General features: G+C 61.1%; 25 protein-coding genes. 20 read left to right on the top strand and 5 right to left on the bottom strand.

Going from position 1 to position 25,115, the window contains the following annotated elements; genetic code table 11:
• Nucleotides 1–81 precede the first annotated feature (81 nt).
• The 12 genes from V3C85_RS05500 to V3C85_RS05445 all read left to right on the top strand — a co-directional run bounded on the left by V3C85_RS05500 (nt 82) and on the right by V3C85_RS05445 (nt 11,888).
• Nucleotides 82–1,107 carry a phosphoadenosine phosphosulfate reductase gene (locus tag V3C85_RS05500; protein WP_331794082.1) on the top strand — a complete coding sequence of 342 codons (1,026 nt, stop codon included), beginning with the start codon at nt 82–84 and terminating at the stop codon, nt 1,105–1,107.
• A 49-nt stretch (nt 1,108–1,156) separates the two neighbouring features.
• Nucleotides 1,157–2,200, top strand: coding sequence for a dihydroorotase (gene pyrC / locus V3C85_RS05495; RefSeq protein WP_331794081.1), 1,044 nt, complete (start codon nt 1,157–1,159; stop codon nt 2,198–2,200).
• 88 nt (nt 2,201–2,288) lie between these two features.
• On the top strand, nt 2,289–2,969 hold the full coding sequence (locus V3C85_RS05490) for an orotate phosphoribosyltransferase (RefSeq protein ID WP_331794080.1): 681 nt from the start codon (nt 2,289–2,291) through the stop codon (nt 2,967–2,969).
• A 216-nt stretch (nt 2,970–3,185) separates the two neighbouring features.
• A complete protein-coding gene (locus V3C85_RS05485) occupies nt 3,186–4,655 on the top strand; it encodes a replicative DNA helicase (RefSeq protein ID WP_331794162.1) in 1,470 nt (489 codons plus the stop codon).
• Between the two features lie 50 nt (nt 4,656–4,705).
• Complete coding sequence (gene alr / locus V3C85_RS05480; protein ID WP_331794079.1) at nt 4,706–5,755, top strand: alanine racemase; 1,050 nt, start codon at nt 4,706–4,708, stop codon at nt 5,753–5,755.
• A 28-nt stretch (nt 5,756–5,783) separates the two neighbouring features.
• Nucleotides 5,784–6,194, top strand: a complete 411-nt coding sequence (locus V3C85_RS05475) for a hypothetical protein (protein ID WP_331794078.1) — start codon at nt 5,784–5,786, stop codon at nt 6,192–6,194.
• Between the two features lie 140 nt (nt 6,195–6,334).
• Entirely contained in the window at nt 6,335–7,105 is a 771-nt protein-coding gene (locus V3C85_RS05470; protein ID WP_331794077.1) for a DNA repair protein, read from the top strand.
• Between the two features lie 35 nt (nt 7,106–7,140).
• A complete protein-coding gene (locus V3C85_RS05465) occupies nt 7,141–7,575 on the top strand; it encodes a paraquat-inducible protein A (protein ID WP_331794076.1) in 435 nt (144 codons plus the stop codon).
• Nucleotides 7,576–7,608: 33 nt separating this feature from the next.
• Nucleotides 7,609–8,967: a DNA repair protein RadA gene (gene radA / locus V3C85_RS05460; RefSeq protein ID WP_331794075.1), complete on the top strand. Its 1,359-nt coding sequence runs from the start codon at nt 7,609–7,611 to the stop codon at nt 8,965–8,967.
• A 20-nt stretch (nt 8,968–8,987) separates the two neighbouring features.
• Nucleotides 8,988–9,578 carry a CvpA family protein gene (locus tag V3C85_RS05455; RefSeq protein ID WP_331794074.1) on the top strand — a complete coding sequence of 197 codons (591 nt, stop codon included), beginning with the start codon at nt 8,988–8,990 and terminating at the stop codon, nt 9,576–9,578.
• Between the two features lie 107 nt (nt 9,579–9,685).
• The gene (gene purF / locus V3C85_RS05450; protein WP_331794073.1) at nt 9,686–11,149 is read left to right on the top strand and encodes an amidophosphoribosyltransferase; all 1,464 of its coding nucleotides are present in this window, start codon (nt 9,686–9,688) and stop codon (nt 11,147–11,149) included.
• An 82-nt stretch (nt 11,150–11,231) separates the two neighbouring features.
• Nucleotides 11,232–11,888 (top strand): SDR family NAD(P)-dependent oxidoreductase, encoded by a 657-nt coding sequence (locus tag V3C85_RS05445; protein WP_331794072.1) that lies wholly within the window; start codon nt 11,232–11,234, stop codon nt 11,886–11,888.
• Between the two features lie 52 nt (nt 11,889–11,940).
• Here V3C85_RS05445 and V3C85_RS05440 read toward each other — a convergent pair whose 3' ends face one another.
• The 3 genes from V3C85_RS05440 to V3C85_RS05430 all read right to left on the bottom strand — a co-directional run bounded on the left by V3C85_RS05440 (nt 11,941) and on the right by V3C85_RS05430 (nt 14,292).
• Entirely contained in the window at nt 11,941–13,044 is a 1,104-nt protein-coding gene (locus tag V3C85_RS05440; protein WP_331794071.1) for a cystathionine gamma-lyase, read from the bottom strand.
• Between the two features lie 140 nt (nt 13,045–13,184).
• A complete protein-coding gene (locus V3C85_RS05435; protein WP_331794070.1) occupies nt 13,185–13,793 on the bottom strand; it encodes a peptidylprolyl isomerase in 609 nt (202 codons plus the stop codon).
• A complete protein-coding gene (locus V3C85_RS05430; protein ID WP_331794069.1) occupies nt 13,783–14,292 on the bottom strand; it encodes a peptidylprolyl isomerase in 510 nt (169 codons plus the stop codon). The genes V3C85_RS05435 and V3C85_RS05430 overlap by 11 nt, the downstream gene beginning before the upstream one ends.
• Nucleotides 14,293–14,435: 143 nt before the next feature.
• Here V3C85_RS05430 and V3C85_RS05425 point away from each other — a divergent pair, with 143 nt between their 5' ends.
• The 7 genes from V3C85_RS05425 (at nt 14,436) to V3C85_RS05395 (ending at nt 21,790) form a co-directional block, all read left to right on the top strand.
• Nucleotides 14,436–15,626 carry a phosphoglycerate kinase gene (locus V3C85_RS05425; protein WP_331794068.1) on the top strand — a complete coding sequence of 397 codons (1,191 nt, stop codon included), beginning with the start codon at nt 14,436–14,438 and terminating at the stop codon, nt 15,624–15,626.
• A complete protein-coding gene (locus tag V3C85_RS05420) occupies nt 15,623–16,441 on the top strand; it encodes an SDR family NAD(P)-dependent oxidoreductase (protein WP_331794067.1) in 819 nt (272 codons plus the stop codon). Before V3C85_RS05425 ends, V3C85_RS05420 begins: the two co-directional genes overlap by 4 nt.
• 126 nt (nt 16,442–16,567) lie before the next feature.
• Entirely contained in the window at nt 16,568–17,461 is an 894-nt protein-coding gene (locus V3C85_RS05415; RefSeq protein WP_331794066.1) for a fructose bisphosphate aldolase, read from the top strand.
• Between the two features lie 114 nt (nt 17,462–17,575).
• A complete protein-coding gene (locus V3C85_RS05410) occupies nt 17,576–17,878 on the top strand; it encodes an FtsB family cell division protein (RefSeq protein ID WP_331794065.1) in 303 nt (100 codons plus the stop codon).
• A 212-nt stretch (nt 17,879–18,090) separates the two neighbouring features.
• Complete coding sequence (gene pdhA, locus V3C85_RS05405; RefSeq protein WP_331794064.1) at nt 18,091–19,080, top strand: pyruvate dehydrogenase (acetyl-transferring) E1 component subunit alpha; 990 nt, start codon at nt 18,091–18,093, stop codon at nt 19,078–19,080.
• A 14-nt stretch (nt 19,081–19,094) separates the two neighbouring features.
• A complete protein-coding gene (locus V3C85_RS05400) occupies nt 19,095–20,477 on the top strand; it encodes a pyruvate dehydrogenase complex E1 component subunit beta (protein ID WP_331794063.1) in 1,383 nt (460 codons plus the stop codon).
• An 11-nt stretch (nt 20,478–20,488) separates the two neighbouring features.
• The gene (locus V3C85_RS05395) at nt 20,489–21,790 is read left to right on the top strand and encodes a pyruvate dehydrogenase complex dihydrolipoamide acetyltransferase (protein WP_331794062.1); all 1,302 of its coding nucleotides are present in this window, start codon (nt 20,489–20,491) and stop codon (nt 21,788–21,790) included.
• 63 nt (nt 21,791–21,853) lie between these two features.
• Here the strand turns inward: V3C85_RS05395 and cysE are convergent, their stop codons facing one another.
• The gene (cysE, locus tag V3C85_RS05390) at nt 21,854–22,675 is read right to left on the bottom strand and encodes a serine O-acetyltransferase (RefSeq protein WP_331794061.1); all 822 of its coding nucleotides are present in this window, start codon (nt 22,673–22,675) and stop codon (nt 21,854–21,856) included.
• Nucleotides 22,676–22,830: 155 nt separating this feature from the next.
• Complete coding sequence (locus V3C85_RS05385; RefSeq protein ID WP_331794060.1) at nt 22,831–23,712, bottom strand: LysR family transcriptional regulator; 882 nt, start codon at nt 23,710–23,712, stop codon at nt 22,831–22,833.
• A 179-nt stretch (nt 23,713–23,891) separates the two neighbouring features.
• Between V3C85_RS05385 and V3C85_RS05380 the strand changes: the two genes are divergently transcribed.
• Nucleotides 23,892–25,115, top strand: a complete 1,224-nt coding sequence (locus tag V3C85_RS05380; RefSeq protein ID WP_331794059.1) for an acyl-CoA dehydrogenase — start codon at nt 23,892–23,894, stop codon at nt 25,113–25,115.

Genomic DNA, 25,115 nt, shown 5'->3' with positions numbered 1-25,115 from the left:
GCATAAATTGGCGACACTGACATATATATTAGACCGCCGTGCGGCGGAAAGTTATTCCGCCCCATAATGAAGGAGCGATCCATGTCAGACCAGACCGCCCCCGCTGCTGCGGCCGAGGTGCGATCACAGCCCGTGCGGGCCGTGCCGGTGGACGCATCTGCCGCGACGGACGTGCCCGGATGGGTGGCGGAAATGGAAAAGATCGCCGAGGAAGAAGGCTATTTCGACCCGCTGGGCGACCGCCATTGGGCTTTTTTTCACGATGACGGCCCCACGCTGCTTGTGACCTTTGAACAGCTTGACGATATCCGCGCGCGCCCGTCGCAAATGCCAATGGGCTATGACTGGGCCAAGGCGCGGGGGTGGTCGCATCTGTGCGTCATTGCCCAAGGCGAAACCTGGTATCGGGACAAGCGCGTTTATGGCTATTTCGACCGGCTGGTCGATGACGCCTTTTTTGAGGATTTCGATCAGGTCATGTTTCTGGGCAGCGGCGTGCAGGGCTATGCTGCCGCCGCCTTTGCCGTGGCAGCCCCCGGCGCGCAGGTTCTGCTGATCTCGCCCCGCGCCTCGCAAAGCCCCGATGTGGCAGGCTGGGACCGGCGCAATCTTAAATCGCGCAAGCTGGATTTCAACAGCCGCTATGGCTATGCCCCCGATATGGTTGAAGGTGTGGGCCGGGTGTTTGTTCTGCATGATCCGGGCATCGCCGAAGACGCCATGCATGCGGCCCTGTTTCGGGGCAAGCACATCACCCATCTGCGCACCCCGCATCTGACCGGGCGCGTGGACTGGGCCTTGGGCCATATGAAACTGTGGGGGCCGCTGATCGACGCGCTGTCAAAGGGCACGCTGACCCGGCAAAGCTTTGCCCAGATGTGGCGCGCGCGGCGCAGTTTTGGCCCCTATCTGCGCGGTCTTTTGGCGCGCAATGCCGACCGCCCCAGCCCCAAGCGCGAAAAGTGGATCTGCACCAGCGTTGTGGCCCGCCTGAACGCCCCGAATTTCCGCAAGCGGCTGAACGACATTCTGGCCGCCGAGGCCGAAGCCGAGGCGACATCCGCCTTGGCCGCAATGCCAAAGGCCACCACCGCCCAGCCGGGCTGATGCAGCGATTGTGCTGGAAATATGCGCCACTTCGCGCTATCGCCCGCGCATGAGCAAAGAGATCACGATCACCCGCCCCGATGACTGGCATTTGCACCTGCGCGATGGTGCGATGCTGCAAGGTGTTTTGCCCGAAACGGCGCGCCATTTTGCCCGCGCGATCATCATGCCCAATCTGGTGCCCCCAGTAGTGACCGGGGATCAGGCGGCGGCATATCGCGACCGCATTCTGGCTGCCCTGCCCAAAGGCATGGCCTTTGAGCCGCTGATGACGCTGTATCTGACCGAAGGCACCGACCCGGCCGATGTGGCGGCGGCGGCGGCCAGTGGTCTGGTCAAGGCGGTCAAGCTGTATCCGGCGGGGGCCACCACCAATTCGCATTCCGGTGTGCGCGATCTGGATAAGGTGATGCCGGTGCTGGAGAAAATGGCCGAGATCGGCCTGCCGCTTTGCACCCATGGCGAGGTGACGACGCCCGAGGTTGACATCTTTGACCGCGAGGCTGTGTTCATCGACACCGTGCTGGCGCCCCTGCGCCGCCGGCTGCCCGAACTGCGGGTGGTGATGGAGCATATCACCACCGAGGAAGGTGTGGCCTATGCCGCCGAGGGGGGGCCCAATCTGGGCGCCACGATCACCACGCATCACCTGATCATCAACCGCAACCATATTCTGGTGGGCGGGATCAAGCCGCATTACTATTGCCTGCCCGTGGCCAAGCGCGAGCGTCATCGTCAGGCCCTGCGCCGCGCCGCGACCAGTGGCAATCCGGCCTATTTTCTGGGCACCGACAGCGCGCCCCATGTGGATGCGCTGAAAGAACACGCCTGCGGCTGCGCCGGCTGTTTTACCGCAACCAACACCATGGCCCTGCTGGCGCATGTGTTCGAGGAAGAAAACGCGCTGGATCGGCTGGAGTCCTTTGCCAGCCTGAACGGGCCGACCTTTTACCGCCTGCCGGTGAACAGCGGCCAGATGCGACTGGTCAAACATGAACAGCCCCAGGTCTTTCCGGCAAAGATCTTTACCGAAGCTGGTCCCGTGACGGTGTTTGACCCCGGTTTTGCCGTGCAATGGAGCGTTGAGGCCTGAGCCGACCCAAGCCAGCCGCATGCCGGGAAAGCGCCTCCGGCGGGAGTATTTGGACCAAGATGAAGGCGCATCGCGAAAAAGGAATGTCATGATTACCGCCAGTTTTCCGCCCAAGGAAGAAATCGCCCGCCTGACCGCCCGTGCGCTGTTGGAAATCAAGGCTGTGCATTTCAACACCGAAACGCCCTTTACGCTGGCCAGCGGCCTGCCATCGCCCACCTATATCGATTGCCGCAAGCTGATTTCCTATCCCCGCATCCGCTCGATGCTGATGGATTTTCTGTCTGTCACGGTGATGCGCAATGTCGGGTTCGAAGCCTTTGACAATATCGCAGGCGGTGAAACGGCGGGGATTCCCTTTGCGGCGCTGGTGGCCGAACGGCTGGCCTTGCCGATGACCTATGTGCGCAAAAAGCCCAAAGGCTATGGCCGCAATGCCCGGATCGAAGGCGCGATGTCGGAAGGCCAGCGGGTGCTGCTGGTTGAGGATCTGACGACCGACGGCGGATCGAAGCTGTCGTTTGTCGATGCGATCCGCGATACCGGGGCCAGTTGTGCCCATACGGCGGTGATCTTTTACTATGGCATCTTTGAGGGCACCGAAGAGCGGCTGGCCGGGCATGGGGTGGCGCTGCATCATTTGTGCACCTGGTGGGATGTGCTGGCCGAGGCCCGCGCCCAAGGCAGCTTTGACGAAAAGACGCTGAGCGACGTCGAGGCATTCTTGCGCGCGCCACGCGCATGGCAGGATGCGCGCAAAGGCGCCTAAGCGTCAGATAAATTCCGTCACAAGATATCGGCTCGCGCCCCACTGGTGGTCGGGCCTTTGTTTCCCAACCCCAGCTGTGGTAGGCTCTGAACTTCTCCACAGGTATTTCCACAAATACCTTTCTGCGTGGATTTGCTAGGGAAGAGCCCTTGGCGGGAATCAGTCCCCGCCCAAAGGAAGGCCATGAACGAAGTCGCCAAGATCGCCAATCGCGGCATGGGCACCGATGGCGCCCAGCCTGACGTGCTGCCCCATAATATCGAGGCCGAACAGCAATTGCTGGGCGCGATCCTGACCAATAACGATGTTTTTGACCGTATCGCCAGCCTGGTTAAGGCCGAGCACTTTTTTGATCCGGTTCATCAGCGCATCTTTGAAAAAGCCTCGGCACGGATTCAGAAGAACGCGCTGGCCAGCCCCGTCACGCTGAAGCCGTTTTTTGAAGATGACGAAGGGCTGAAGGAACTGGGCGGGCCGGCCTATCTGGTGCGTCTTGCGGGGGCGGCGATCAGTGCCTATGCGGCGCGCGACTATGCGCAGATGATCTATGACCTTGCGGTGCGGCGTGAGTTGATTTCGCTGGGGCGCGAGATCAGCGCCAAGGCCGCCAAGGTTGAGATCCAATCCGAGCCGCGCGAGCAGATCATCGAAGCCGAACAGCGGCTTTACAAACTGGGCGAACAAGGTGTCGCCGAACGCGGGTTCCAAAGCTTTCTCAAGGCCGTGACGGATGCCGTGAACGTGGCCAACGCCGCCTATCAGCGCGGCGGCGGTTTGGCCGGCATTTCGACCGGGCTGATTGATCTGGACAAAAAGCTGGGGGGCCTGCACGAAAGCGATCTGATCATCCTGGCGGGTCGTCCGTCGATGGGCAAGACCTCGCTGGCCACGAACATCGCCTTTAACGTCGCAAAGGCCTATAAACGGGGGCGCAAGCCCGATGGGCATGAAGGGGCCGTCGAAGGCGGTGTCGTTGGGTTCTTCAGCCTTGAAATGAGCGCCGAGCAATTGGCGGCGCGGATCTTGTCAGAGGCCTCTGAAGTGCCAAGTGAGCAGATCCGCCGGGGCGATATGACCGAGGTGGAATTCCGCCGCTTTGTCGAGGCCGCCAAATCGCTGGAAAGCTGCCCGCTGTATATTGACGACACGCCTGCCCTGCCGATCAGTCAGGTGGCGGCACGGGCGCGCCGGTTGAAGCGCACCCATGGGCTGGATGTGCTGATGATCGACTATTTGCAGTTGCTCAAGGGGTCATCAAAGTCATCCGAGGCAAACCGGGTGCAGGAAGTTTCCGAAATCACCCAAGGGCTGAAGGCCATTGCAAAAGAGCTGAACATCCCCGTGATCGCGCTGTCGCAGCTGTCGCGTCAGGTGGAAAGCCGCGAGGACAAGCGCCCGCAATTGTCTGACCTGCGCGAATCCGGCTCGATCGAACAGGATGCCGATGTGGTGATGTTCGTCTATCGCGAAGAATATTACAAAGAGCGCGAGAAGCCCGGCGACCATGAGCTGGACAAGATGGCCGCCTGGCAGCAGGTGATGGAACAATGCCACGGCAAGGCCGAGGTGATCCTGGGCAAGCAGCGGCACGGGCCAATCGGAACGGTCGAACTGTCGTTCGAGGGCCGCTTTACCCGCTTTGGCAATCTGGCCAAGCCTTGGCAGGGCGAGGAAGGCGGGTATTGATCCGCGTTCTTGCCCCTTGACCTGCCCCTGTGATCATTCAAGAAAGCGCCATGGCAACTGCAACTCTCTCAATCGATCTTGATGCCATTGCCGCCAACTGGCGGGCTTTGGACCGTGCCTCATCCTCGGGCGTGCAGACGGCCGCTGTGGTCAAGGCTGATGCCTATGGTCTGGGCATCACGCGGGTGGCCCGCGCCTTGGCGCAGGCGGGGGCGCGGCGGTTTTTCGTGGCCGTGGCCGAGGAAGGCGCTGCCCTGCGCCAAGCCCTTGGGCCGGGGCCGCAGATCTGCATTCTGTCGGGCCATATGGCGGGCGACACCGAGATGATCCATGATCTTGATCTGACGCCCATGCTGAACAGCCTTGATCAGGTGACCCGCCAGCTTGAGGCCCTGCCGGGCCTGCCCTTTGGCATCCAGCTGGATACCGGCATGAACCGGCTGGGTATGGAGGAGGCCGAATGGGAAGCCGTGGCCCCCTTTGTGCTGGAGGCGGGACCCGAGCTGTTGATGTCGCATCTGGCTTGCGCTGACGATCCTGATCATGCGTTGAACCAGTTGCAGTTGGAGACGTTTCTGGCGATGACCGATGGCACGGGTGTGCCCCGGTCTTTGGCGGCCACGGGGGGCATCTTGCTGGGGCCGCGCTATCACTTTGATCTGACGCGCCCCGGGATCGGGCTGTTTGGCGGCTATCCGTTTGAAAACGCGGCGCGGGTCGTCACGCTGTCGCTGCCGGTGATCCAAAGCCGGATCGTTCAGGCGGGCGAGGCTGTGGGCTATTCCTGCACCTGGACGGCCGAGGAAGAATCGATGATTGCCACTGTTTCGGGGGGCTATGCCGATGGTCTGCTGCGCAGCCTGTCAGGCAAGGCCATCTTGTGGGATGGCGACACCCCCTGCCCCGTGGTGGGGCGGGTGTCGATGGATCTGATCACGGTGGACATCAGCCATTTGAAAACCGTGCCGCGCAGGCTGGATATTCTGGGGCCGCATCAGACGGTGGATGATCTGGCCGAAATCGCGGGCACCATCGGCTATGAGATCCTGACCTCGTTGGGCCATCGCTATTCGCGCCGCTATATCGAAGGTGTCGCATGAGGCGCGCCATGGTCATCGGGGCCATCTAATGGACTGGGCGTTCCAGATTGACCTGTCGTTCTTGTTTGAACAGCCGTCGATCTGGCGCGCACTGGTGCAGACGCTGATCGTTGTCATGCCCTTGGCCATTCTGGTGTCGGGCTATGCGTCCTGGCGGGTAGGAGAGCGGCAGGGCCTGCTTTTGATGCTGTGGGCCGTGCTTTACGCGGTCTGGATGCTGTGGCCCCTGCCCATGCCGCTTGAGTTCATTTTGCCCGGCCGGGTGATTTCGGTGATCGGTTGGTTCTGGCTGCTGGGGGCCTGGGCGCGGCGGGCGCAATGGCACGATCCGCTGTTGCTGGCAGCAAATGGATTCGTCGTGGCCTTGGGGTTGGCGCTGTTCCTGACCACCCTGGTTGCCAGCATTCGCGATATCATGGGCTGGGATATTCCCGCATAACGCGAACCATTGTTTCCGTTTCGGCAACCATTCAGCGCAAAGTGCTGAATTTTAGACGATTAAAGCACAATATGACCGAGGGGCTTGGCCGCAGGATCGTTTCACGGCACTGTTAACCTATTGCGGTGGGGGTGTGCGTTATGTCGGTCGTGCGGGGCAGCTTTTTGGCGCTGCTTGTTTCTGTTTTGCAAATGGTCGCCTTTTGGGGCGTGGTCTTTCTGGCGGTGTTTCTGACGGCCTTTTGCCTGATGGCCGTGCTGGGCTGGGTGCCCTGGCCGGTGCTGCCGCTGAGCCTTGGGTCCAGCCTGTTGCCCGATGCGGGCATGTGGGCGCTTGTCGGGCTGACCCTGTTCAGCATCTTGCTGACCTTCTTTCTGCCGGCCAATGCGCGCATGGCCCGGCTAGAGCGCAGCCATCGCAGTTTTGCCATGGGGGTCGAGGATGTCGCCCGCGCCTATCGGCAGGCCCATGCCAGCGACCGCGCCACTGTGTTCACCCTGTCGGGGGAGTTCGAGTCGGTCCGGGCGCGGATGGAGCATTTGCGCCACCACCCCGATCTGGCGCATCTGGAGCCAGAATTGCTGCAACTGGCCGCCCAGATGAGCCACGAGACACGCGAACTGGCCCGCGCCTATTCCGATGAAAAGGTGGCCCGTGCCCGCATTTTCCTGCGCCAACGTCAGGAAGAAATTCAGGCGCTGACCGACCGTTTGTCGATTGTGCGCCACACCTGCGATGAGTTGCGGCGCTGGAAGCAGGATATCGATTCCGAAGAGCGCCAGGCGCAATTGCAATTGCGCCGCCTTGAGGCCGATCTGAAGGAAATCTTGCCCAGCCTTGGCTATGATCTGGATTGGGGCGAAGACCCCCGTGATGGCAATGTCGTGACCCTGCCGAAACCGGCAAAGTGACTTGACCTTTGCCCGGCCCGGCGCGACGACGGGGCATGAAATGGGTGAACCTCAGCTTGCTGATCCTGTTCCCGCTGTCGTGGTTCGCGCCATTGCTGCGGGCCGGCCTGTTGCCCCTGTTCGGGCTAGAGGAAATCTCGGTGATCACCGGTTTGCAGTCGCTGTGGGGCAGCGATCCGGTTCTGGCGCTGGTGGTGACGGTGCTGGCTGTCTTTGCCCCGATGGCCAAGACCACGGGCCTTGCGCTGCTGGACTTTGGCCTGCTGTCACCGCGCGCCCTGCCTGCGCTGCATCTGATGGGCAAGCTGGCCATGGCGGATGTGTTTCTGATCGCGCTTTATATCGTGATTGCCAAAGGGGTTGGTCTGGCGACGGTGCAGGTGGCTTGGGGGCTGTATCTGTTCACGGCCTGTATCTTGCTGGGTCTGTTTCTGTCGCATCACGCTGCCCGCACAGCAGGGCGGGCTTGAACCCTGCCCGAAAATCGCGCTAGGCCTGTGGGCATGAGCAAATCTTCCCCCGTCTTCACCTGTTCGTCCTGCGGCACCACGCATAAAAAATGGCAGGGCCGTTGTGATGGCTGTGGGGCGTGGAATTCCATTGTCGAAGAGGCGCCGCTTTCGGCTGGGCCGAAGTCGCTGGGCGCGCGCGGTCGCAGCATTGCGCTGACCGACCTTGCCACCGAAGAGGCCCCGCCCCCCCGTGCAAGCTCGGGGATCGAGGAATTGGACCGGGTGCTGGGTGGTGGGCTTGTGCCCGCATCTGCCATCCTGGTCGGGGGCGATCCGGGCATCGGCAAATCAACCCTGTTGTTGCAGGCGGTGGCAAGTTTTGCCCAGAATGGCCTGAAATGCCTGTATATCTCGGGCGAAGAGGCCTCGGCGCAGGTGCGGATGCGGGCCCAAAGGCTGGGCCTGACCCAAGCCCCGGTCAGCCTTGGCGCCGAAACCAATCTGCGCGACATTCTGACAACCCTGGATGCCGAACGCCCCGATCTGGCGGTGATCGATTCGATCCAGACCATGTGGCTGGATACGGTCGAGGCCGCGCCGGGCAGTGTCAGCCAGGTGCGGGCCGCCGCGCATGAACTGGTGACTTTTGCCAAAAAGCGCGGTGTGGCGATCATTCTGGTCGGCCATGTCACCAAAGAAGGTCAGATTGCAGGCCCCCGTGTGGTGGAACATATGGTCGATACCGTGCTTTATTTTGAAGGCGAGCGCGGCCACCAGTTCCGCATCTTGCGCGCGGTGAAGAACCGCTTTGGCCCGGCAGATGAAATCGGCGTCTTTGAAATGACGGGGGCGGGCCTTGCCCAAGTGACCAACCCCTCGGCGCTGTTTCTGTCCAGCCGCGACACCCCTGCCCCCGGATCGGCCGTTTTTGCCGGCATCGAAGGCACGCGCCCGGTGCTGACCGAAATTCAGGCACTGGTCGCCCCGTCAACACTCGCCAGTCCGCGCCGCACGGTGGTGGGGCTGGATTCGGGCCGGGTTTCGACGATTCTGGCCGTGCTTGAGGCGCGCTGCGGCATTCCCTTTACCGGGCTGGATGTGTTTTTGAACGTGGCCGGCGGGTTGCGGGTGAACGAACCTGCCGCCGATCTGGCCGTGGCCGGTGCGCTGCTTTCCGCGCGTGAGGATGTGGCAATTCCGCCAGACATGGTGCTTTTCGGGGAAATCTCGCTTTCTGGGGCGCTTCGTCCCGTGGGTCAGACCGAAAACAGGTTGAAAGAAGCCTCGAAACTTGGTTTTCAACAGGCCACCGTGCCCAGCCGATCAAAAACCGGCGGGGGTGAAGGAATGAGAATGCGCGAAATGGCCGATCTGACGGCCTTCGTGGGTGAGATGTTTGGCGCGGGCTAAACCCGGGCAAGGAGCGGATGATGGAAGGCTTTACCCTGATCGACGGCGTGGTCGCGGCAGTGATCGTGCTCTCGGCAATTCTGGCCTATTCTCGCGGGCTTGTGCGCGAGGCGATGGCCATTGCCGGCTGGATCGGCGCCGCCATCCTTGCCTATATCTTTGCGCCCGCCGCCCAGCCTTTGGTGAAAGAAGCCCCCGTGGTGGGTGAGTTCCTTGCCGACAGTTGCGTGCTGTCGCTGGGGGCGGCCTTTGTAGTGGTCTTTGCCATCGGTCTGGTGATTGCGGCCCTGTTCACGCCGCTGTTTTCGTCGGTGGTGCAGCGTTCGGCCCTTGGCGGCATCGATCAGGCGCTTGGCTTTTTGTTCGGGGCCGCGCGCGGTGTGCTGTTGGTGGCGGTGGCCTTCATCGTCTATGACCGCGCTGTGGCCGCAAACACCATTCCGATGGTTGATTCGTCCCGCTCGGCCAAGGTGTTTGCCAATTTTCAGACCAAGATCGACGAGCAGATCCCGCAAGACGCACCGGGCTGGATCATGCAGCGCTATAACGATCTTACCTCGGTCTGCGTCGATACGGGCGCAACGCCCTCGGCTGCCCCCGCGGGCAACTGAAACGCCGCGCCGCAGCAGAATGTGATGCCGGAAACGGCTTTCAGGTCGTGACACGGGCGTGACATTGCCCTAAACGGGGGCGCATCAGCCCCCTGATGGAGAGCCAGATGCGCCCGTTCCTCTCTCACCCCTTCGATGATGACAAGCTGAAGGAAGAATGTGGGATCTTTGGCGCCATCGGCATGACCGACGCCGCTAATTTCGTGGCCCTTGGCCTGCATGCCCTGCAACACCGCGGGCAAGAGGCGGGTGGCATTGTCAGCTATCACCCCGAACATGGCTTCAATTCGGCCCGTCGCTTTGGCTATGTCCGCGACAATTTCACCAAGGCCGATGTGATGGATACCCTGCCGGGTGAATTGGCCATCGGCCATGTGCGCTATTCCACGGCAGGCTCTAAGGGGGCCACGGCCATTCGCGATGTGCAGCCCTTTTTTGGCGAATTTTCAATGGGGGGCTGCGCAATTGCCCATAACGGCAATCTGACCAATGCCGCAGCCCTGCGCCGCGAACTGATCGAACGTGGGTCGATCTTTCAGTCGTCGTCAGATTCGGAATGCATCATCCATCTGATGGCGCGATCAATCCAGAAAACCATTGCCGAGCGGATCAAGGATGCGCTGCGCGCCTGCGAAGGTGCCTTTTCGGTTGTGGCCATGACCCGCACCAAACTGATCGGCGTGCGCGATCCGCTGGGCGTGCGCCCCTTGGTTCTGGGCCGGATCGGCGACAGCGGTTGGGCCCTTTCTTCGGAAACCTGCGCGCTGGACATCATCGGGGCTGACTTCGTGCGCGAAATCGACCCCGGCGAAATGGTGGTGATCGAGGGCAACAAGGTCGTCTCGACCCGCCCCTTCTCGCCCGGCCCGTCGCGCTTTTGCATCTTTGAAAAGGTGTATTTCTCACGCCCGGACAGCATTATTGGCGGTCGGTCAGTCTATGAAACCCGCCGCCAGATCGGCGTCGAGCTTGCGAAAGAGGCCCCGGTCGAGGCAGATCTGGTGTGCCCCGTTCCAGACAGCGGCACACCTGCCGCCATCGGGTTTTCGCAAGAATCCGGCATCCCCTATGCGATGGGGATCATCCGCAACCAATATATGGGCCGCACCTTTATCGAACCCACGGAAAGCATCCGCAACATGGGGGTGCGCCTGAAGCTGAACGTGAACCGCGCCCTGATCAAAGGCAAGCGCGTGATCCTGGTGGACGATTCCGTTGTGCGCGGCACGACCAGCCGAAAGATCAAGGACATGATCCTTGAGGCCGGGGCCGCCGAAGTTCACTTCCGCATCGCCTCGCCCCCGACGGCATGGCCGTGCTTTTACGGCGTCGATACGCCCGAACGCTCGAAACTGCTTGCCGCCACGATGAGCGAGGAAGAAATGCGCGAATGGATCGGCGTCGACAGTCTGAAATTCATCTCGCTTGATGGGTTGTATCGTGCGGCGGGCGAAGCCCAGGGCCGCAATGCGGCCGCCCCCAAATTCTGCGACGCCTGCTTTTCTGGTGACTATCCCGTCGCCCCCTCTGACAAGATCGCCGAGGGTTTTGAGATGAAAGCGGCAGAATAGCCCTTGTCTTGGTGCATATATCCTCGGGGCCTTGGGGGCTGATGGCCCCTGCGGCGTCTGATCCGTTGAAAGGCCTGTCAAAATGACCCAGAAAATCGCCCTTGTGACTGGCGCCTCGCGCGGGCTTGGCTCTGCCATGGCCGAACAACTTGCCTTGCGCGGGTGGCATGTTGTGGCCGTGGCCCGTACCGTGGGCGGTCTGGAAGATCTGGACGACCGCGTCAAAGCGGCCAAATTGCCCGGTGCGGGCAGTTTGACACTGGCACCGATGGATGTGACCAACGAAGATGCGATGCGCCATCTGTGCCGCAGCATTCATGATCGCTGGGGCGGTTTGCAGGCTTGGGTGCATACGGCGGTGCATGCCACGGCGCTGGCCCCGGCGGGGTCGCTGGATATGAAAGACCTCGACAAATCCATCGTCACCAACCTGCGCGCTGCGGCGTTTTTGATCACCATGGTCGAACCGCTGCTGCGCGCCGGTCAGGGCCGGGCGATGTTCTTTGACGACCCCATGGTGGGCAGCAAGTTTTCGGCCGCCTATGGCGCCACCAAGGCTGCACAACTGGCATTGGCCCGGGCCTGGCAGACCGAGGCCGCCAAGGTTGGCCCAAGCGTGATGATCGAAACCCCGGCCCCGATGGCCACGGCCGTGCGCGCCCGGTTCTACCCCGGCGAAGATCGCAGCCAACTGGCCGATTTGCAGGCCGAGGCCAGCCGTCTGGTGGATCTGATCTGAACCAGACCTGCGCTTTTGGCGCAGATCTGGCGGCATGTCTGGCCTTTGGCGCCTAGCCAAGCGCCGCGGCAATCTCGCTCCACAGCGCCTCGACCGGTTCAACCCCGATCGACAGCCGCAAAAAGCCCTCGGGCACGGCGTCGCCCCAGCGCGCGCGGCGTTCGCCCGAACTGTGGGTGCTGCCAAAACTGGTGGCGCGGGTCATGAAGGCGCAGCGCTCCAGAAAGCCCTCGGCCACGGTTGCATCTTTCAGCGTGATGCCGATCAGAAAGCCAAAGCCCGTCATTTGCCGCTTGGCCAGATCATGGGCCGGGTCCGTCGCAAGGCCGGGATAGCGGATCGCCTGCACAGCCTCGTGCTGGGCCAGACGTGCGGCGATTACCTCGGCGCTGGCACACATCCGTGACAGGCGCACGTCCAGCGTCTCAAGGCCACGGTGCACCAACCATGCCTCCATCGCGCCGGGAACCGCGCCCGACAGCCGCCGCCAGTCACGCACCCGCGCCATCAGGGCGGCGTCACGGCCAGCGACATGGCCGAACAGCGCATCAGAATGGCCGCCGGGGGCCTTGGTATCGGCGGCCACCACCAGATCAGCCCCCAGATCCAGCGGGCGCTGCAACAGCGGGGTCATCGTGGTGTTATCCACAATCACCTTGGCCCCCACAGACCGGGCCCGGGCCACCACATCGGCAATGTCGATCAGATCAAGGCCCGGATTCGACGGGGTTTCCAGATAGACGACGGCGCACCCGGTGAAGTCGGCCTGCGCATAGGCGCGGGTGGCGATCTCTGTCACCTGCACCCCAAGGCCGGCCAGAAAATCACGGGCGAAGACGCGGGTGACGTAATAGCCGTCTGACGGCAGAACAACCTTGTCCCCGGCCCGCAGCGTCGCCATCAGCGCCGCCGAAATCGCCCCCATACCCGATGGGAAGCTGACCACCTCGGCATCCTCCAGCAGGGCAAGTTGTGCCTCGACCGCAGACCATGTCGGGGTGCCGTTGCGACCGTAGATATAGGGCGCGCCCTGAACATCGGGCAGGTGAAACGTGGTGGATGGTGTCAGGGGCAACGTCACGGGATCACCCTTGGCCAAACCGGCCCGGCGGTGATGCAAAAGTTCTGCCACGCGGCGATCCATCTGGGTGGTCATGATTTATCCCTTTCTGTTGCGGCGCGACATTGAAAGCAGTCCGCGCCGAAGGCAAGGCGGGTATTGTGACCGATACAGCGCAGCAAAAAGGGGGCCCGAAGGCCCCCGATTTTCATCACCCTGTCTGGCCTTGTGCCAGATCACTCTTGCACAGTGACCTTGACCATCACATCAGGCTCTGACACTTCGCCATTCCGGCCCTGGCCGCGCTTGATGGCATCGACCACATCCATGCCCGCAATCACGCGACCCACAACGGTGTATTGCCCGTCAAGATGTGGTGCCGGTGCGAACATGATGAAGAACTGGCTGTTGGCGCTGTTGGGATCGGCCGAGCGGGCCATGCCCACGACGCCACGATCAAAGCTGAGGCTGGAGAATTCAGCCCCGAGATCGGCCAGAGACGACCCGCCCATGCCCGCCATCGACAGATCGCCCTGAGCCTTGCCGAACTGGACATCGCCGGTTTGCGCCATGAACCCGTCAATCACGCGGTGAAACACCACGTTGTCATACTGGCCTTGCTTGGCCAAAGCCACGATCTGCGCCACATGGTTCGGGGCGGCGTCACTGGCCAGGTCGATCACGACCTGCCCATTGGCCTCGCCCGCCACATCGATGATCAGGTTCGGGCCGGGGCCATCTTCCTGCGCCATCACCGGCGTGACAAAGGGGCCAAAGGCCACATAGCCCAGAACGGCCAAACCGGCGGCAAAGACGCCGCCGACAATCAGACGGTCACTGAACATCGGCAGCCACCCGGACGGTGATCATACGGTCAGGGGTGGCCGGCGGCTCGCCGCGCTGGATCTTGTCGACGAATTCCATGCCCGAAATCACGCGACCATAGACGGTGTATTGGCCGTTCAGGAAATGGTTGTCCTTGAAGTTGATGAAGAACTGGCTGTTGGCCGAATTCGGATTCATCGACCGGGCGGCCCCCAAAGTGCCACGGTCATGCGGCAGCTTGGAAAACTCGGCCGGCAGGTCAGGATAGGACGACCCGCCCGTGCCTGCGCGGCGCAGGTTGAAGTCCTTTTCCATGTTGCCATTCTCGACATCACCCGTCTGGGCCATGAAGCCCTCGATGACACGGTGAAACGCCACATTGTCATAGGCCTTGTCGCGGGCCAGTTGCTTCATCCGTTCGGCGTGCTTGGGCGCCACATCTTGCAACAGCTCGATCACCACTTCGCCGTCTTTCAGCGTGACGATGATGGTATTCTCGGGATCCTTGATCTCGGCCATGTTGGTCGGACTCCTGTTTTTTTCAGCTGCGCAGAACCTAAACACCCTTGCGCCCAAGGAAAAGGGCAAAGGCAGGGATGAGTTGACGCAAGGCGGCAGTTCGCGGACAAGTGAGGCGCATTCTTGAGAAAGGAATCCCCCTGATGGCCTGGAAAACGCTTGATGATGCCGGTCTGGCCGGAAAAACCGTACTGACGCGCGTCGATATCAACGTGCCGATGGAGGGGGGCCGTGTCACCGACACGACTCGGATCGACAAGATCAAGCCCACCGTGGAAGACATCATCGCCCGCGGCGGGCGAGTGGTTCTGCTGGCCCATTTCGACCGGCCCAAAGGCAAAGTGGTGCCGGAGATGAGCCTGAGCCATATCACCACGGCGCTGGAGTCCAGTTTGGGGCGCAAGGTGGTGTTTGGGGCCGATTGTGTGGGCGATGACGCCGCCAAGGCCATTGCTGCGGCCGGGCAAGGCGATGTGGTTTTGCTGGAAAACACCCGCTTTCACGCCGGCGAGGAAAAGAACGACCCCGCGCTGGCCGCCGAAATGGCCAAACTGGGCGATATCTTTGTGAACGATGCCTTTTCGGCAGCCCACCGGGCCCATGCCTCGACCGAAGGGCTGGCACGGTTGCTGCCAGCTTTGGCTGGCCGCTTGATGGAGGCCGAATTGCGCGCGCTGGACGCCGCCTTGGGCACGCCGGTTCGCCCTGTGGTGGCCGTTGTGGGCGGGGCAAAGGTCTCGACCAAGCTGGATCTGCTGGGCAATCTGGTCGGCAAGGTCGATCATCTGGTGATCGGTGGCGGTATGGCCAACACCTTTCTGGTGGCCCAAGGCATCGAAGTTGGCAAATCATTGGCCGAACGCGACATGGCCGAAACCGCCCGCGAGATTCTGGCCAAGGCCAAGGCAGCGGGCTGCACCATTCACCTGCCGGTCGATGTGGTTGTTGCCCGCGAATTCAAGGCCGGGGCCGCGAATGAAACGGTGGCTGCCGACGCCTGCCCCGCAGATGCGATGATTCTGGATGCTGGCCCCGCCAGCGTTGCGGCCATCATCAAGGTGTTTGAGGCCAGCAAGACCCTGATCTGGAACGGCCCCCTGGGCGCCTTTGAGATCGCGCCCTTTAACGCCGCCACAGATGCGGCCGCCCTTGCTGCCGCACGTCTGACGCGCGACGGAAAGCTGGTGTCGGTTGCCGGGGGCGGTGATACGGTTTCGGCGCTGAATCAGGCCGGGGCAGCGCATGATTTCACCTTTATCTCTACCGCTGGCGGGGCCTTTCTGGAATGGATGGAAGGCAAGGATCTGCCCGGCGTCAAGGCCTTGATGGGATGAGCGATACGTCACTGGCGCAAGATTACCGGACACGGGATTGGGCGCTGGTGACAGGTGCCTCGGACGGGATCGGCCGTGCCTTGGCGACCGAGGCCGCGAAAGCGGGCTATAACGTGATCTTGTCCGGGCGCCGGGCCGACAGGCTGGAACTGCATGCCGAAGCGCTGCGCCGCGCCTATTATGTTGCCACCATTGTGCTGCCTGCGGATTTGTCTGACCCCGATCAGGCAGACGCCCTGTGGGCTGCGGCGGTGGCCGGGCGGCGGATTGCCGTGCTGGTCAACAATGCCGGGTTGGGGCAGTTGCGCGACTTTGCCGAAACCGAAGGTTGGGCGCGCGAGACTGAGACGATCATGGTCAATGTTGTTGCCGCGACGATCTTGATGAAGCGGGCAGTGGCCCATATGGGGATGAACGGAGGCGGGCATGTGTTGAACGTGGCCTCTCTGGCCGGGTTCATGCCGGGGCCGCATATGGCCGTCTATCACGCAACCAAAGCCTATCTTTTGTCGCTGTCCGAGGCCGTGGCGGTGGAAGCGGCCAAGGATGCGGTCTTTGTCACTGCTTTGTGCCCGGGCGTGACGCAAACAGGCTTTTTCGCCGCCGACGGATCAGAACGCGCGCATATTCTGAACCGCTGGCTGCCCCCACAAAGTGCCGAAAGCGTCGCGGCAAAGGGTTGGCAGGCGATGGAAAAGCGCCGCAGGATCTGCGTGACGGGGGCGATGAATACGGTGTTTTCCCTGTTGCCGCGACTGGCCCCCCGGCGCGTTGTGACCGCCCTGACGGGGCAATTTCTGAAACGACGCTGGTAGAAAATCCGCACCTGCGCGCAAGAATGGAAATGTTAGCGACACCATGATTGCGGGATCACCTGTCGCGGTCTATCCCCCCTTAGACAGGCGCCACGGCGCCAGCGAATGGCAAAAGGAAATTGGACGATGGCATCGGCACAGCAGACGGCACAGGTCAAGAACGGCAAGGGCTTTATCGCGGCCTTGGATCAATCGGGCGGCTCTACCCCCAAGGCTCTGCGCCTGTATGGGATTGAGGAAAGCGCCTATTCCAATGAAACCGAGATGTTTGACCTGATCCATGCGATGCGCGCCCGGATCATCAAGTCACCCGCTTTTACCGGTGACAAGGTCGTGGGGGCCATCCTGTTTGAGCAGACCATGGACCGCAGCGTTGATGGCATTCCGACGGCCACCTATCTGTGGGAAAAGCGGGGTGTCGTGCCATTCCTCAAGATCGACAAGGGCCTGCAGGCCGAAGCCGATGGTTGCCAGTTGATGAAGCCGATGCCGGATCTGGATACGTTGCTGGCACGGGCCGCCAAGGCAGGTATCTTTGGCACCAAGGAACGCTCGGTGATCTCGGCCGCCAATGCCAAGGGGATTGCCGCGATCGTGGCCCAGCAATTCGAAATCGGTGCCCAGGTTCTGGCCCATGGCCTGATGCCGATTCTGGAACCCGAAGTGACCATCACCATCGCAGACAAGGCCGAAGCCGAGACGATGTTGAAGGACGAAATCCTGAAACATCTGGATGCCCTGCCCGAAGGCACGCAAGTGATGCTGAAACTGTCGCTGCCGACGGTCGCAAATCTTTATGCTCCGCTGGTCGATCACCCGAAGGTGCTGAAGGTTGTGGCCCTTTCAGGTGGCTACAGCCGCGATGAGGCGAATGCGATTCTGGCCCGCAACCGCGGAATCATCGCCAGCTTCAGCCGTGCCCTGACCGAAGGGCTCAGCGCCCAGCAGTCGGATGCCGAATTCGACGCAGCTTTGGGTCAGGCGATCGACTCGATCCATGCGGCGTCGATTGCCGGGTAACGGAATTCTGACGAAAAATTCCGGGAATTCCCCCTGCGGGGGATTCCCTTTGCGAATCAGCTGTGACATGATCATGCCAAGGCCCCCGGCTGAGAGGGGCAAAAAGGCAGTGACATGACCCAAGCTGGCACCCGTTTTTCCATTGGTGGCATCCTCTATCTGGCACTGGCCTTCACGCTTGGCGCCTATTTCACCTTTGCGGCGGTGCAGGGAGATTACGGCGTCTTTCGTCAGGTGCAGATCCGGGCCGAGGCCGAGACCCTGCGGATAGAGCGGGATCGGCTGTATGAAGAACTTGGCAAAATGACCAACCTGACAACGCGTTTGTCGGATCGGTATCTGGACATCGACCTGCTGGATGATCGCGTTCGAGACGTGCTGGGTTATGTTCGCGCTGACGAAATCGTCATTCGCTAAGCCCCGCCAGCCGGGCAGCACCCCGGAATTTTGAAAATTCCGGGCAAATTTCTTCGAAGAAATTTGACGCCCCACAAGAAGCCTTGCATCCTTGGCATACGAGCCTTGCCCGGTTGAGGCAGGGAAAAATATGCTTTGACCCAACAAACACCGATAGCCTATAGATGGTTTAATGTTGAACTATTCCAGTTGCTGACGGGAGGATGCCGCAGATGGCCGCGAAGAAACCAGCCGAGAGGCCCAATGCCTCAAAGGACGAGCTTCTGAAATTTTACCGAGAAATGCTGCTGATCCGCCGGTTCGAGGAAAAGGCGGGCCAATTGTATGGCATGGGTCTGATTGGCGGCTTTTGCCATTTGTACATTGGTCAGGAAGCTGTCGTCGTCGGGCTGGAGGCTGCGGCCAAAGAGGGTGACAAGCGCCTGACCAGCTACCGCGACCATGGCCATATGCTGGCCTGCGGCATGGACCCCAAGGGCGTTATGGCCGAACTGACCGGGCGCGAGGGCGGTTACTCAAAGGGCAAGGGCGGCTCGATGCACATGTTCTCGAAAGAGAAGCATTTCTACGGCGGCCATGGCATCGTTGGCGCCCAAGTGCCGCTTGGCGCAGGTCTTGCCTTTGCAGACAAGTATAAGGGCAATGACAATGTGACCTTCACCTATTTTGGTGACGGCGCGGCGAACCAGGGCCAAGTCTACGAGACCTATAACATGGCCGAACTTTGGGATCTGCCGGTGATCTTTGTCATCGAAAACAACCAATACGCCATGGGCACCAGCGTGAAGCGGTCGACCAAATCGACGACGCTGTTCGAACGGGGCGTGGCTTACGGTATTCCGGGCGAGCAGGTGGATGGCATGGATGTTTTGGCCGTCAAGGCGGCCTCGGAAAAGGCCACCGCGCACTGCCGGGCGGGCAAAGGCCCCTATATCCTTGAGATGATGACCTATCGCTATCGTGGGCACTCGATGTCTGATCCGGCGAAATACCGGACGCGCGAGGAAGTGGACAAGATCAAGTCGGAAAAAGACTGCATCGAGCAGGTTCGTGACCTGCTGCTGACGGGCGGCCATTCCAATGAGGATGAGCTGAAGGCCATCGACAAAGAGATCAAGGCGATCGTGAATGAGGCCGCCGAATTCTCGAAAGAAAGCCCAGAGCCGTCGCTGGACGAGCTTTGGACCGATATTTACGCATAAGGGAGGGGAAAGACATGGCAACAGAAGTTCTTATGCCCGCGCTTTCTCCGACGATGGAGGAAGGCACGCTGGCCAAATGGCTGGTGAAAGAAGGCGATGCGGTCAAATCGGGCCAGATCATCGCCGAGATCGAGACCGACAAGGCCACGATGGAATTCGAGGCTGTCGATGAAGGTATCGTTGGCAAGATCCTGATCGCCGAAGGCACCGCGAATGTGAAGGTGAACACGCCGATTGCGGTGATGGTGGAAGAGGGTGAAAGCGTATCGGACGCCCCTGCCCCCAAGGCCGACGCCGCCCCGGCAGCACCCGCTGCCGCGCCCGCCGCAGCGCCGGTGGCCGCAGCCGCCCCTGCCCCCGCGCCTTTGGCGGCGTCCAAGGGATGGCCGCATGCGGATGTGCCAGAGGGCGCCCAGACCAAGACCATGACCGTGCGCGAAGCACTTCGGGAAGCGATGGCCGAAGAGATGCGCGCCAATCCGAACGTCTTTCTGATGGGCGAAGAGGTGGGCGAATATCAGGGTGCCTACAAGATCAGCCAGGGCCTTCTGGACGAATTCGGTGCCAAACGGGTGGTCGATACCCCGATCACCGAACACGGCTTTGCCGGGATCGCCGTTGGTGCAAGCTGGGGTGGGCTGAACCCGATCGTCGAGTTCATGACCTTCAACTTCGCCATGCAGGCGATTGACCATATCATCAACTCGGCCGCCAAAACGCTGTATATGTCGGGTGGCCAGATGGGCAGCCCGATCGTGTTCCGCGGCCCCAACGGTGCTGCTGCCCGCGTGGGCGCCCAGCACAGCCAGGACTATGCGGCATGGTATGCTGCCATTCCGGGCCTGAAAGTCTGCATGCCCTATTCGGCCGCAGACGCAAAGGGCCTGCTGAAATCGGCAATCCGCGATCCGAACCCAGTGATTTTCCTTGAAAACGAGATCCTGTACGGTCGGTCGTTCGAGGTTCCGGTGGATGAAGACTTCACCATTCCCTTCGGCAAAGCCTCGGTCATGCGGGCTGGCGATGATGTGACGCTGGTGTCTTTCGGCATCGGCGTGGCCCATGCCTTGGCTGCGGCCGAGGAACTGGCAAAAGACGGCATCAGTGCCGAGGTGATCAACCTGCGCACATTGCGCCCGATTGATTACGACACGGTTCTGGCCTCGGTGCAAAAGACCAACCGCTGCGTCACTGTCGAGGAAGGCTTCCCCGTGGGGTCTATCGGCGACCACCTGGCCAGCACGATCATGCAGCGCGCCTTTGACTATCTCGACGCGCCCGTGATCACCTGCACCGGCAAGGATGTGCCGATGCCTTACGCCGCGAACCTTGAAAAATTCGCGCTGATCACGCCGGCAGAGATCGTCACTGCCGTCAAATCCGTCTGCTACCGGTAAGGGAGGGCACCATGGCAACCGAAATTCTGATGCCGGCCCTTTCTCCGACGATGGAGGAAGGCACACTGGCGAAATGGCTGGTCAAGGAAGGGGATGAGGTCAAATCAGGCCAGATCCTTGCCGAGATCGAAACCGACAAGGCGACGATGGAATTCGAAGCCGTTGATGAAGGCATCATCGGCAAGATCCTGATCGCTGAGGGCAGCGCCGGTGTGAAAGTAAACACGCCAATTGCCGTTCTTCTGGAAGATGGCGAAGAAATGGGGGCCACCCCGGCCCCGAAAGCAGCGGCGGCCCCGGCTGCACCTGCGGCCCCTGCCACGGCAGCGCCTGCTGCGGCCACCCCGGCGGCCCCTGCGGCAACAACCGCAACTGGCACACGGGTCTTTGCGTCGCCTCTGGCGCGCCGGATCGCCAAAGACAAAGGCATTGATCTGACCAAGGTGTCCGGCACTGGCCCGCATGGCCGCATTGTCCGGGCCGATGTCGAAGGCCTGTCGGCAACGCCCGCTTCCGCGCCGGCAGCAGCACCTGCACCTGCCGCGACAGCCCCCGCCTCGGCAAAGGCAGCCGTGGCTTCGGGCCTCTCGGCAGAAACCGTTCTGAAGATGTATGCCGACCGCGCCTTTACCGAGGTGCCGCTTGATGGCATGCGCCGCACCATCGCAGCCCGCCTGACCGAGGCCAAACAGACCATTCCACATTTCTACCTGCGCCGTGACGTGCAGCTGGATGCTCTGATGGCCTTCCGCGCGCAGTTGAACAAGACGCTGGAAGGGCGTGGCGTCAAGCTGAGCGTGAATGACTTCATCATCAAGGCCTGCGCCAACGCCCTGCAACAGGTGCCAGATTGCAACGCGGTCTGGGCCGGGGATCGCATCCTCAAACTGAAACCCTCTGATGTGGCTGTTGCCGTCGCCATCGAGGGGGGGCTCTTTACGCCGGTCTTGCGCGATGCACATCAAAAGTCGCTCTCTGCCTTGTCAGCCGAGATGAAAGATCTGGCCACCCGCGCAAAGACCAAAAAGCTTGCCCCCCATGAATACCAAGGCGGCAGCTTTGCGATCTCAAACCTTGGGATGATGGGGATCGAGAATTTTGATGCCGTGATCAACCCACCCCATGGGTCAATCCTGGCCGTTGGCGCTGGACTTAAAAAGCCAGTTGTCCAGGCAGACGGCACCATTGGTGTCGCCACGGTGATGTCAATGACCCTGTCAGTCGATCACCGTGTGATCGACGGTGCCCTTGGGGCGGCGTTCCTGGCCGCGGTTGTTGAGGCGTTGGAAAACCCGATGTCGATGTTGGCCTGACAGCACTCTGGCCAAATCAACCACACAAAGCAAAAGCCCCGGATTTTCCGGGGCTTTTTCGTTTCAGCTGTTGGAACTGCAACCTGCGGGCAGCACCTGATCCATCGTGCTGGCCGGATTTGAACATCCCGCCTCGCCCACAACCCGCGCAGGCACCCCCGCGACGGTCACACATGGCGGCACATCTTGCAAAACGACAGATCCGGCCGCGATGCGCGAGCAGTGACCGACCTTGATATTGCCAAGGACTTTTGCACCGGCACCAATCAGAACGCCCGCACCAATCTTGGGATGACGATCCCCATCTTCCTTGCCCGTGCCCCCCAAAGTCACCGAATGCAGCATGGAAACATTGTCGCCAACCACGGCTGTCTCACCGATCACGATGGAATGGGCATGGTCAATCATGATCCCACGGCCAATTTGCGCACCGGGGTGAATGTCCACGCCAAACACCTCTGACACGCGCATCTGCACAAAATACGCCAGATCCTTTCGTCCATTCGTCCACAGCCAATGCCCAATGCGATAGGCTTGAATGGCCTGATACCCTTTGAAGAAAAGGATCGGCTGCAAATACCGGTGGCACGCAGGGTCGCGGTCATAGACCGCCATCACATCCGCCCGCGCAGCGCCCCCCAATTCAGGGTCATTCCGATAGGCCTGATCCGCGATCTCACGCAAGATCTGCTCGCCCATCTCGGCATTCGCCAGTTTGAATGAAAAGCGATAGGCCAGCGCCTGCTCCATCGTCGGATGATGCAACAGGCTGGAATGGATCATCCCCCCCAGCAGCGGATCATCCTTTACAGCATCTTCCGCTTCACTGCAGACCCGCGACCAGACCGGATCAAGTGGGGCGAGTCTTGGTTTCAATTCAGCCATGTCCGGCCTCCTGACAAACATCCTTTTGTGTCAAATGTAGCAGAAACCCCAGGGCTTCAACAGCCCGCCCGGAAAAACAGGTGCAGACCCTGCCGGCTGGCGTTCCCAAGGTCAAAATCCGCCATCCACACCCTTATTTTCCACGACCTCATGGGTCAGTCTTTGGCGTCCCAAGCAAGCCCCTCGCGCACCTCTGCCGCCAGCCAGCCCCGAAAAGCGGCCAAAGGCCCCCGATCTGGCCGCCCTTTCGGCCAAACCAGATAATAGCTGCCCAACCCCGTGCCAGGCACCGGCCAGGCTTGCACCAGCCGACCCTCTCGCAATGGCTCTTGCACCATGAACTGCGGCAACAAGGCCACGCCCAACCCATGCAGCGCGGCCTGAGCCATGGTCGCAAACTGATCAAACATCATGCCCGCCGGTCGCCTCCCCTCGACGCCTTGCAACGCCAGATACCGACGCCACGCCCCAGGCCGGCTTTCCAGTTGCAAGATCGGCAAGTCCAGCAGGTCATCCGCACGCTCTAACGGCGTGGTCAGCAGGCCGGGCGCACAAACAGGCAAAACCACCTCATCCAACAGCAACATATGCTCAGCACCCGGCCAATCCTCACGGCCAAAGTGAATGGCGGCATCAAAATCGGTCTCATCAAAGTCGAACATCTGCAATCGGGTAGAGAGGTTGACGGTCACGCCCGGCACCTGCTGGGCAAAGCGCGACAAACGCGGCGCCAGCCATTGCACGCCAAACGCGGGCAAGATCGCCAGATTCAGGCTCCCGCCCTCTGGATTGGCCCGCAACTTCAGGCTCGCCCCCGAAATGCTCTGCAACGCGGCCCTGATCTGGCGTGCGTAATCTTGCGCGGCAGGGGTCAGGCGCAGCCGTTTTCGCTCTCGGACCACCAGCGCCACACCCAGTTGCCCCTCCAGCGCTTGCAAGGCCCGGCTGACCGCCCCTTGGCTTAACGACAACTCCTCGGCCGCCGCAGTAGCCGTTCCCAAACGGTCCACCGCTTCCAAAGCCGTCAGGCCAGACATAGACGGCAACAGCCTGCGCGACGCCATTATATGCACGTTCCTCATGTTTTTCTGAGAAATAATCCTTATTCTTCGCAAAGTATATGCGCTATATGCTGACACAGACAAAGATCACGCCTGCGCGCGATCGCCCATCCCGCCCCCGCAAAGCACCCATTCTCTTTATACCGGAGATCGAAATGCCTGCCGACACCCCGAAACTGAAAGCCAAAGATGCCCCTGACCTGGGCCGGTTCGATTGGCAAGATCCCTTCCGGCTTGATGATCAATTGACCGAAGATGAGCGTATGCTGCGCGACGCCGCACGCACCTATGCCCAGGACAAGCTGCAACCCCGCGTCATCGCAGCCTATCGCGACGAAGCCACCGATCCCACCATCTTCCGCGAAATGGGTGACATGGGCCTGCTCGGTGTCACCATTCCCGAAGAATACGGCGGCCTTGGCGCATCTTATGTGGCCTATGGCCTTGTCGCGCGGGAGGTAGAGCGTGTGGATTCCGGCTATCGCTCGATGATGAGTGTTCAGTCCAGCCTCGTCATGTATCCGATTTACGCCTATGGCTCAGAAGCCCAGCGCCAGAAATATCTGCCCAAGCTTGCCAGCGGCGAATTCATCGGCTGCTTTGGCCTGACCGAACCTGACGCAGGCAGCGACCCATCCGGGATGAAGACAATCGCCAAGAAAACCGCCAACGGCTATGTGCTGAACGGCGCCAAGATGTGGATCTCGAACGCCCCGATTGCCGATGTCTTTGTGGTTTGGGCCAAGTCCGAGGCGCATGGCGGCAAGATCCGCGGTTTTGTCCTGGACAAGGGCACCAAGGGGCTGACCGCCCCCAAGATCGGCGGCAAGCTGTCGCTGCGGGCCTCGATCACTGGCGAAATCGTCATGAAAGATGTCGAAGTCGGCGAAGACGCGCTGCTGCCCCATGTCGAGGGGCTGAAAGGCCCGTTTGGCTGCCTCAACCGTGCCCGCTATGGCATTTCATGGGGGGTTATGGGTGCGGCCGAATTTTGCATGCAGGCTGCCCGCCAATACGGCCTTGATCGCAAGCAATTCAACCGCCCCCTTGCGCAGACACAGCTGTATCAAAAGAAACTGGCGGATATGATGACCGAGATTTCGTTGGGCCTGCAGGGAAGTCTGCAAGTGGGTCGGCTGATGGATGCAGCCAATGCCGCACCCGAAATGATCTCGATCGTCAAGCGCAACAACTGCGGGAAGGCACTGGATGTGGCCCGCATGGCGCGCGACATGCACGGCGGCAATGGCATTCAAGAGGACTATCAGGTCATCCGTCACATGATGAACCTTGAAACCGTGAACACTTACGAAGGCACCCATGATGTGCATGCCCTGATCCTGGGGCGGGCCATCACCGGCCTGCAGGCGTTCTTCTGA

The sequence above is a fragment of the Pseudotabrizicola sp. L79 genome (assembly GCF_036553525.1).
GTDB lineage: Bacteria > Pseudomonadota > Alphaproteobacteria > Rhodobacterales > Rhodobacteraceae > Pseudotabrizicola.
Note: the sequence above shows the minus strand (reverse complement) of the source record. Positions and strands in the feature narration are given on the sequence as shown.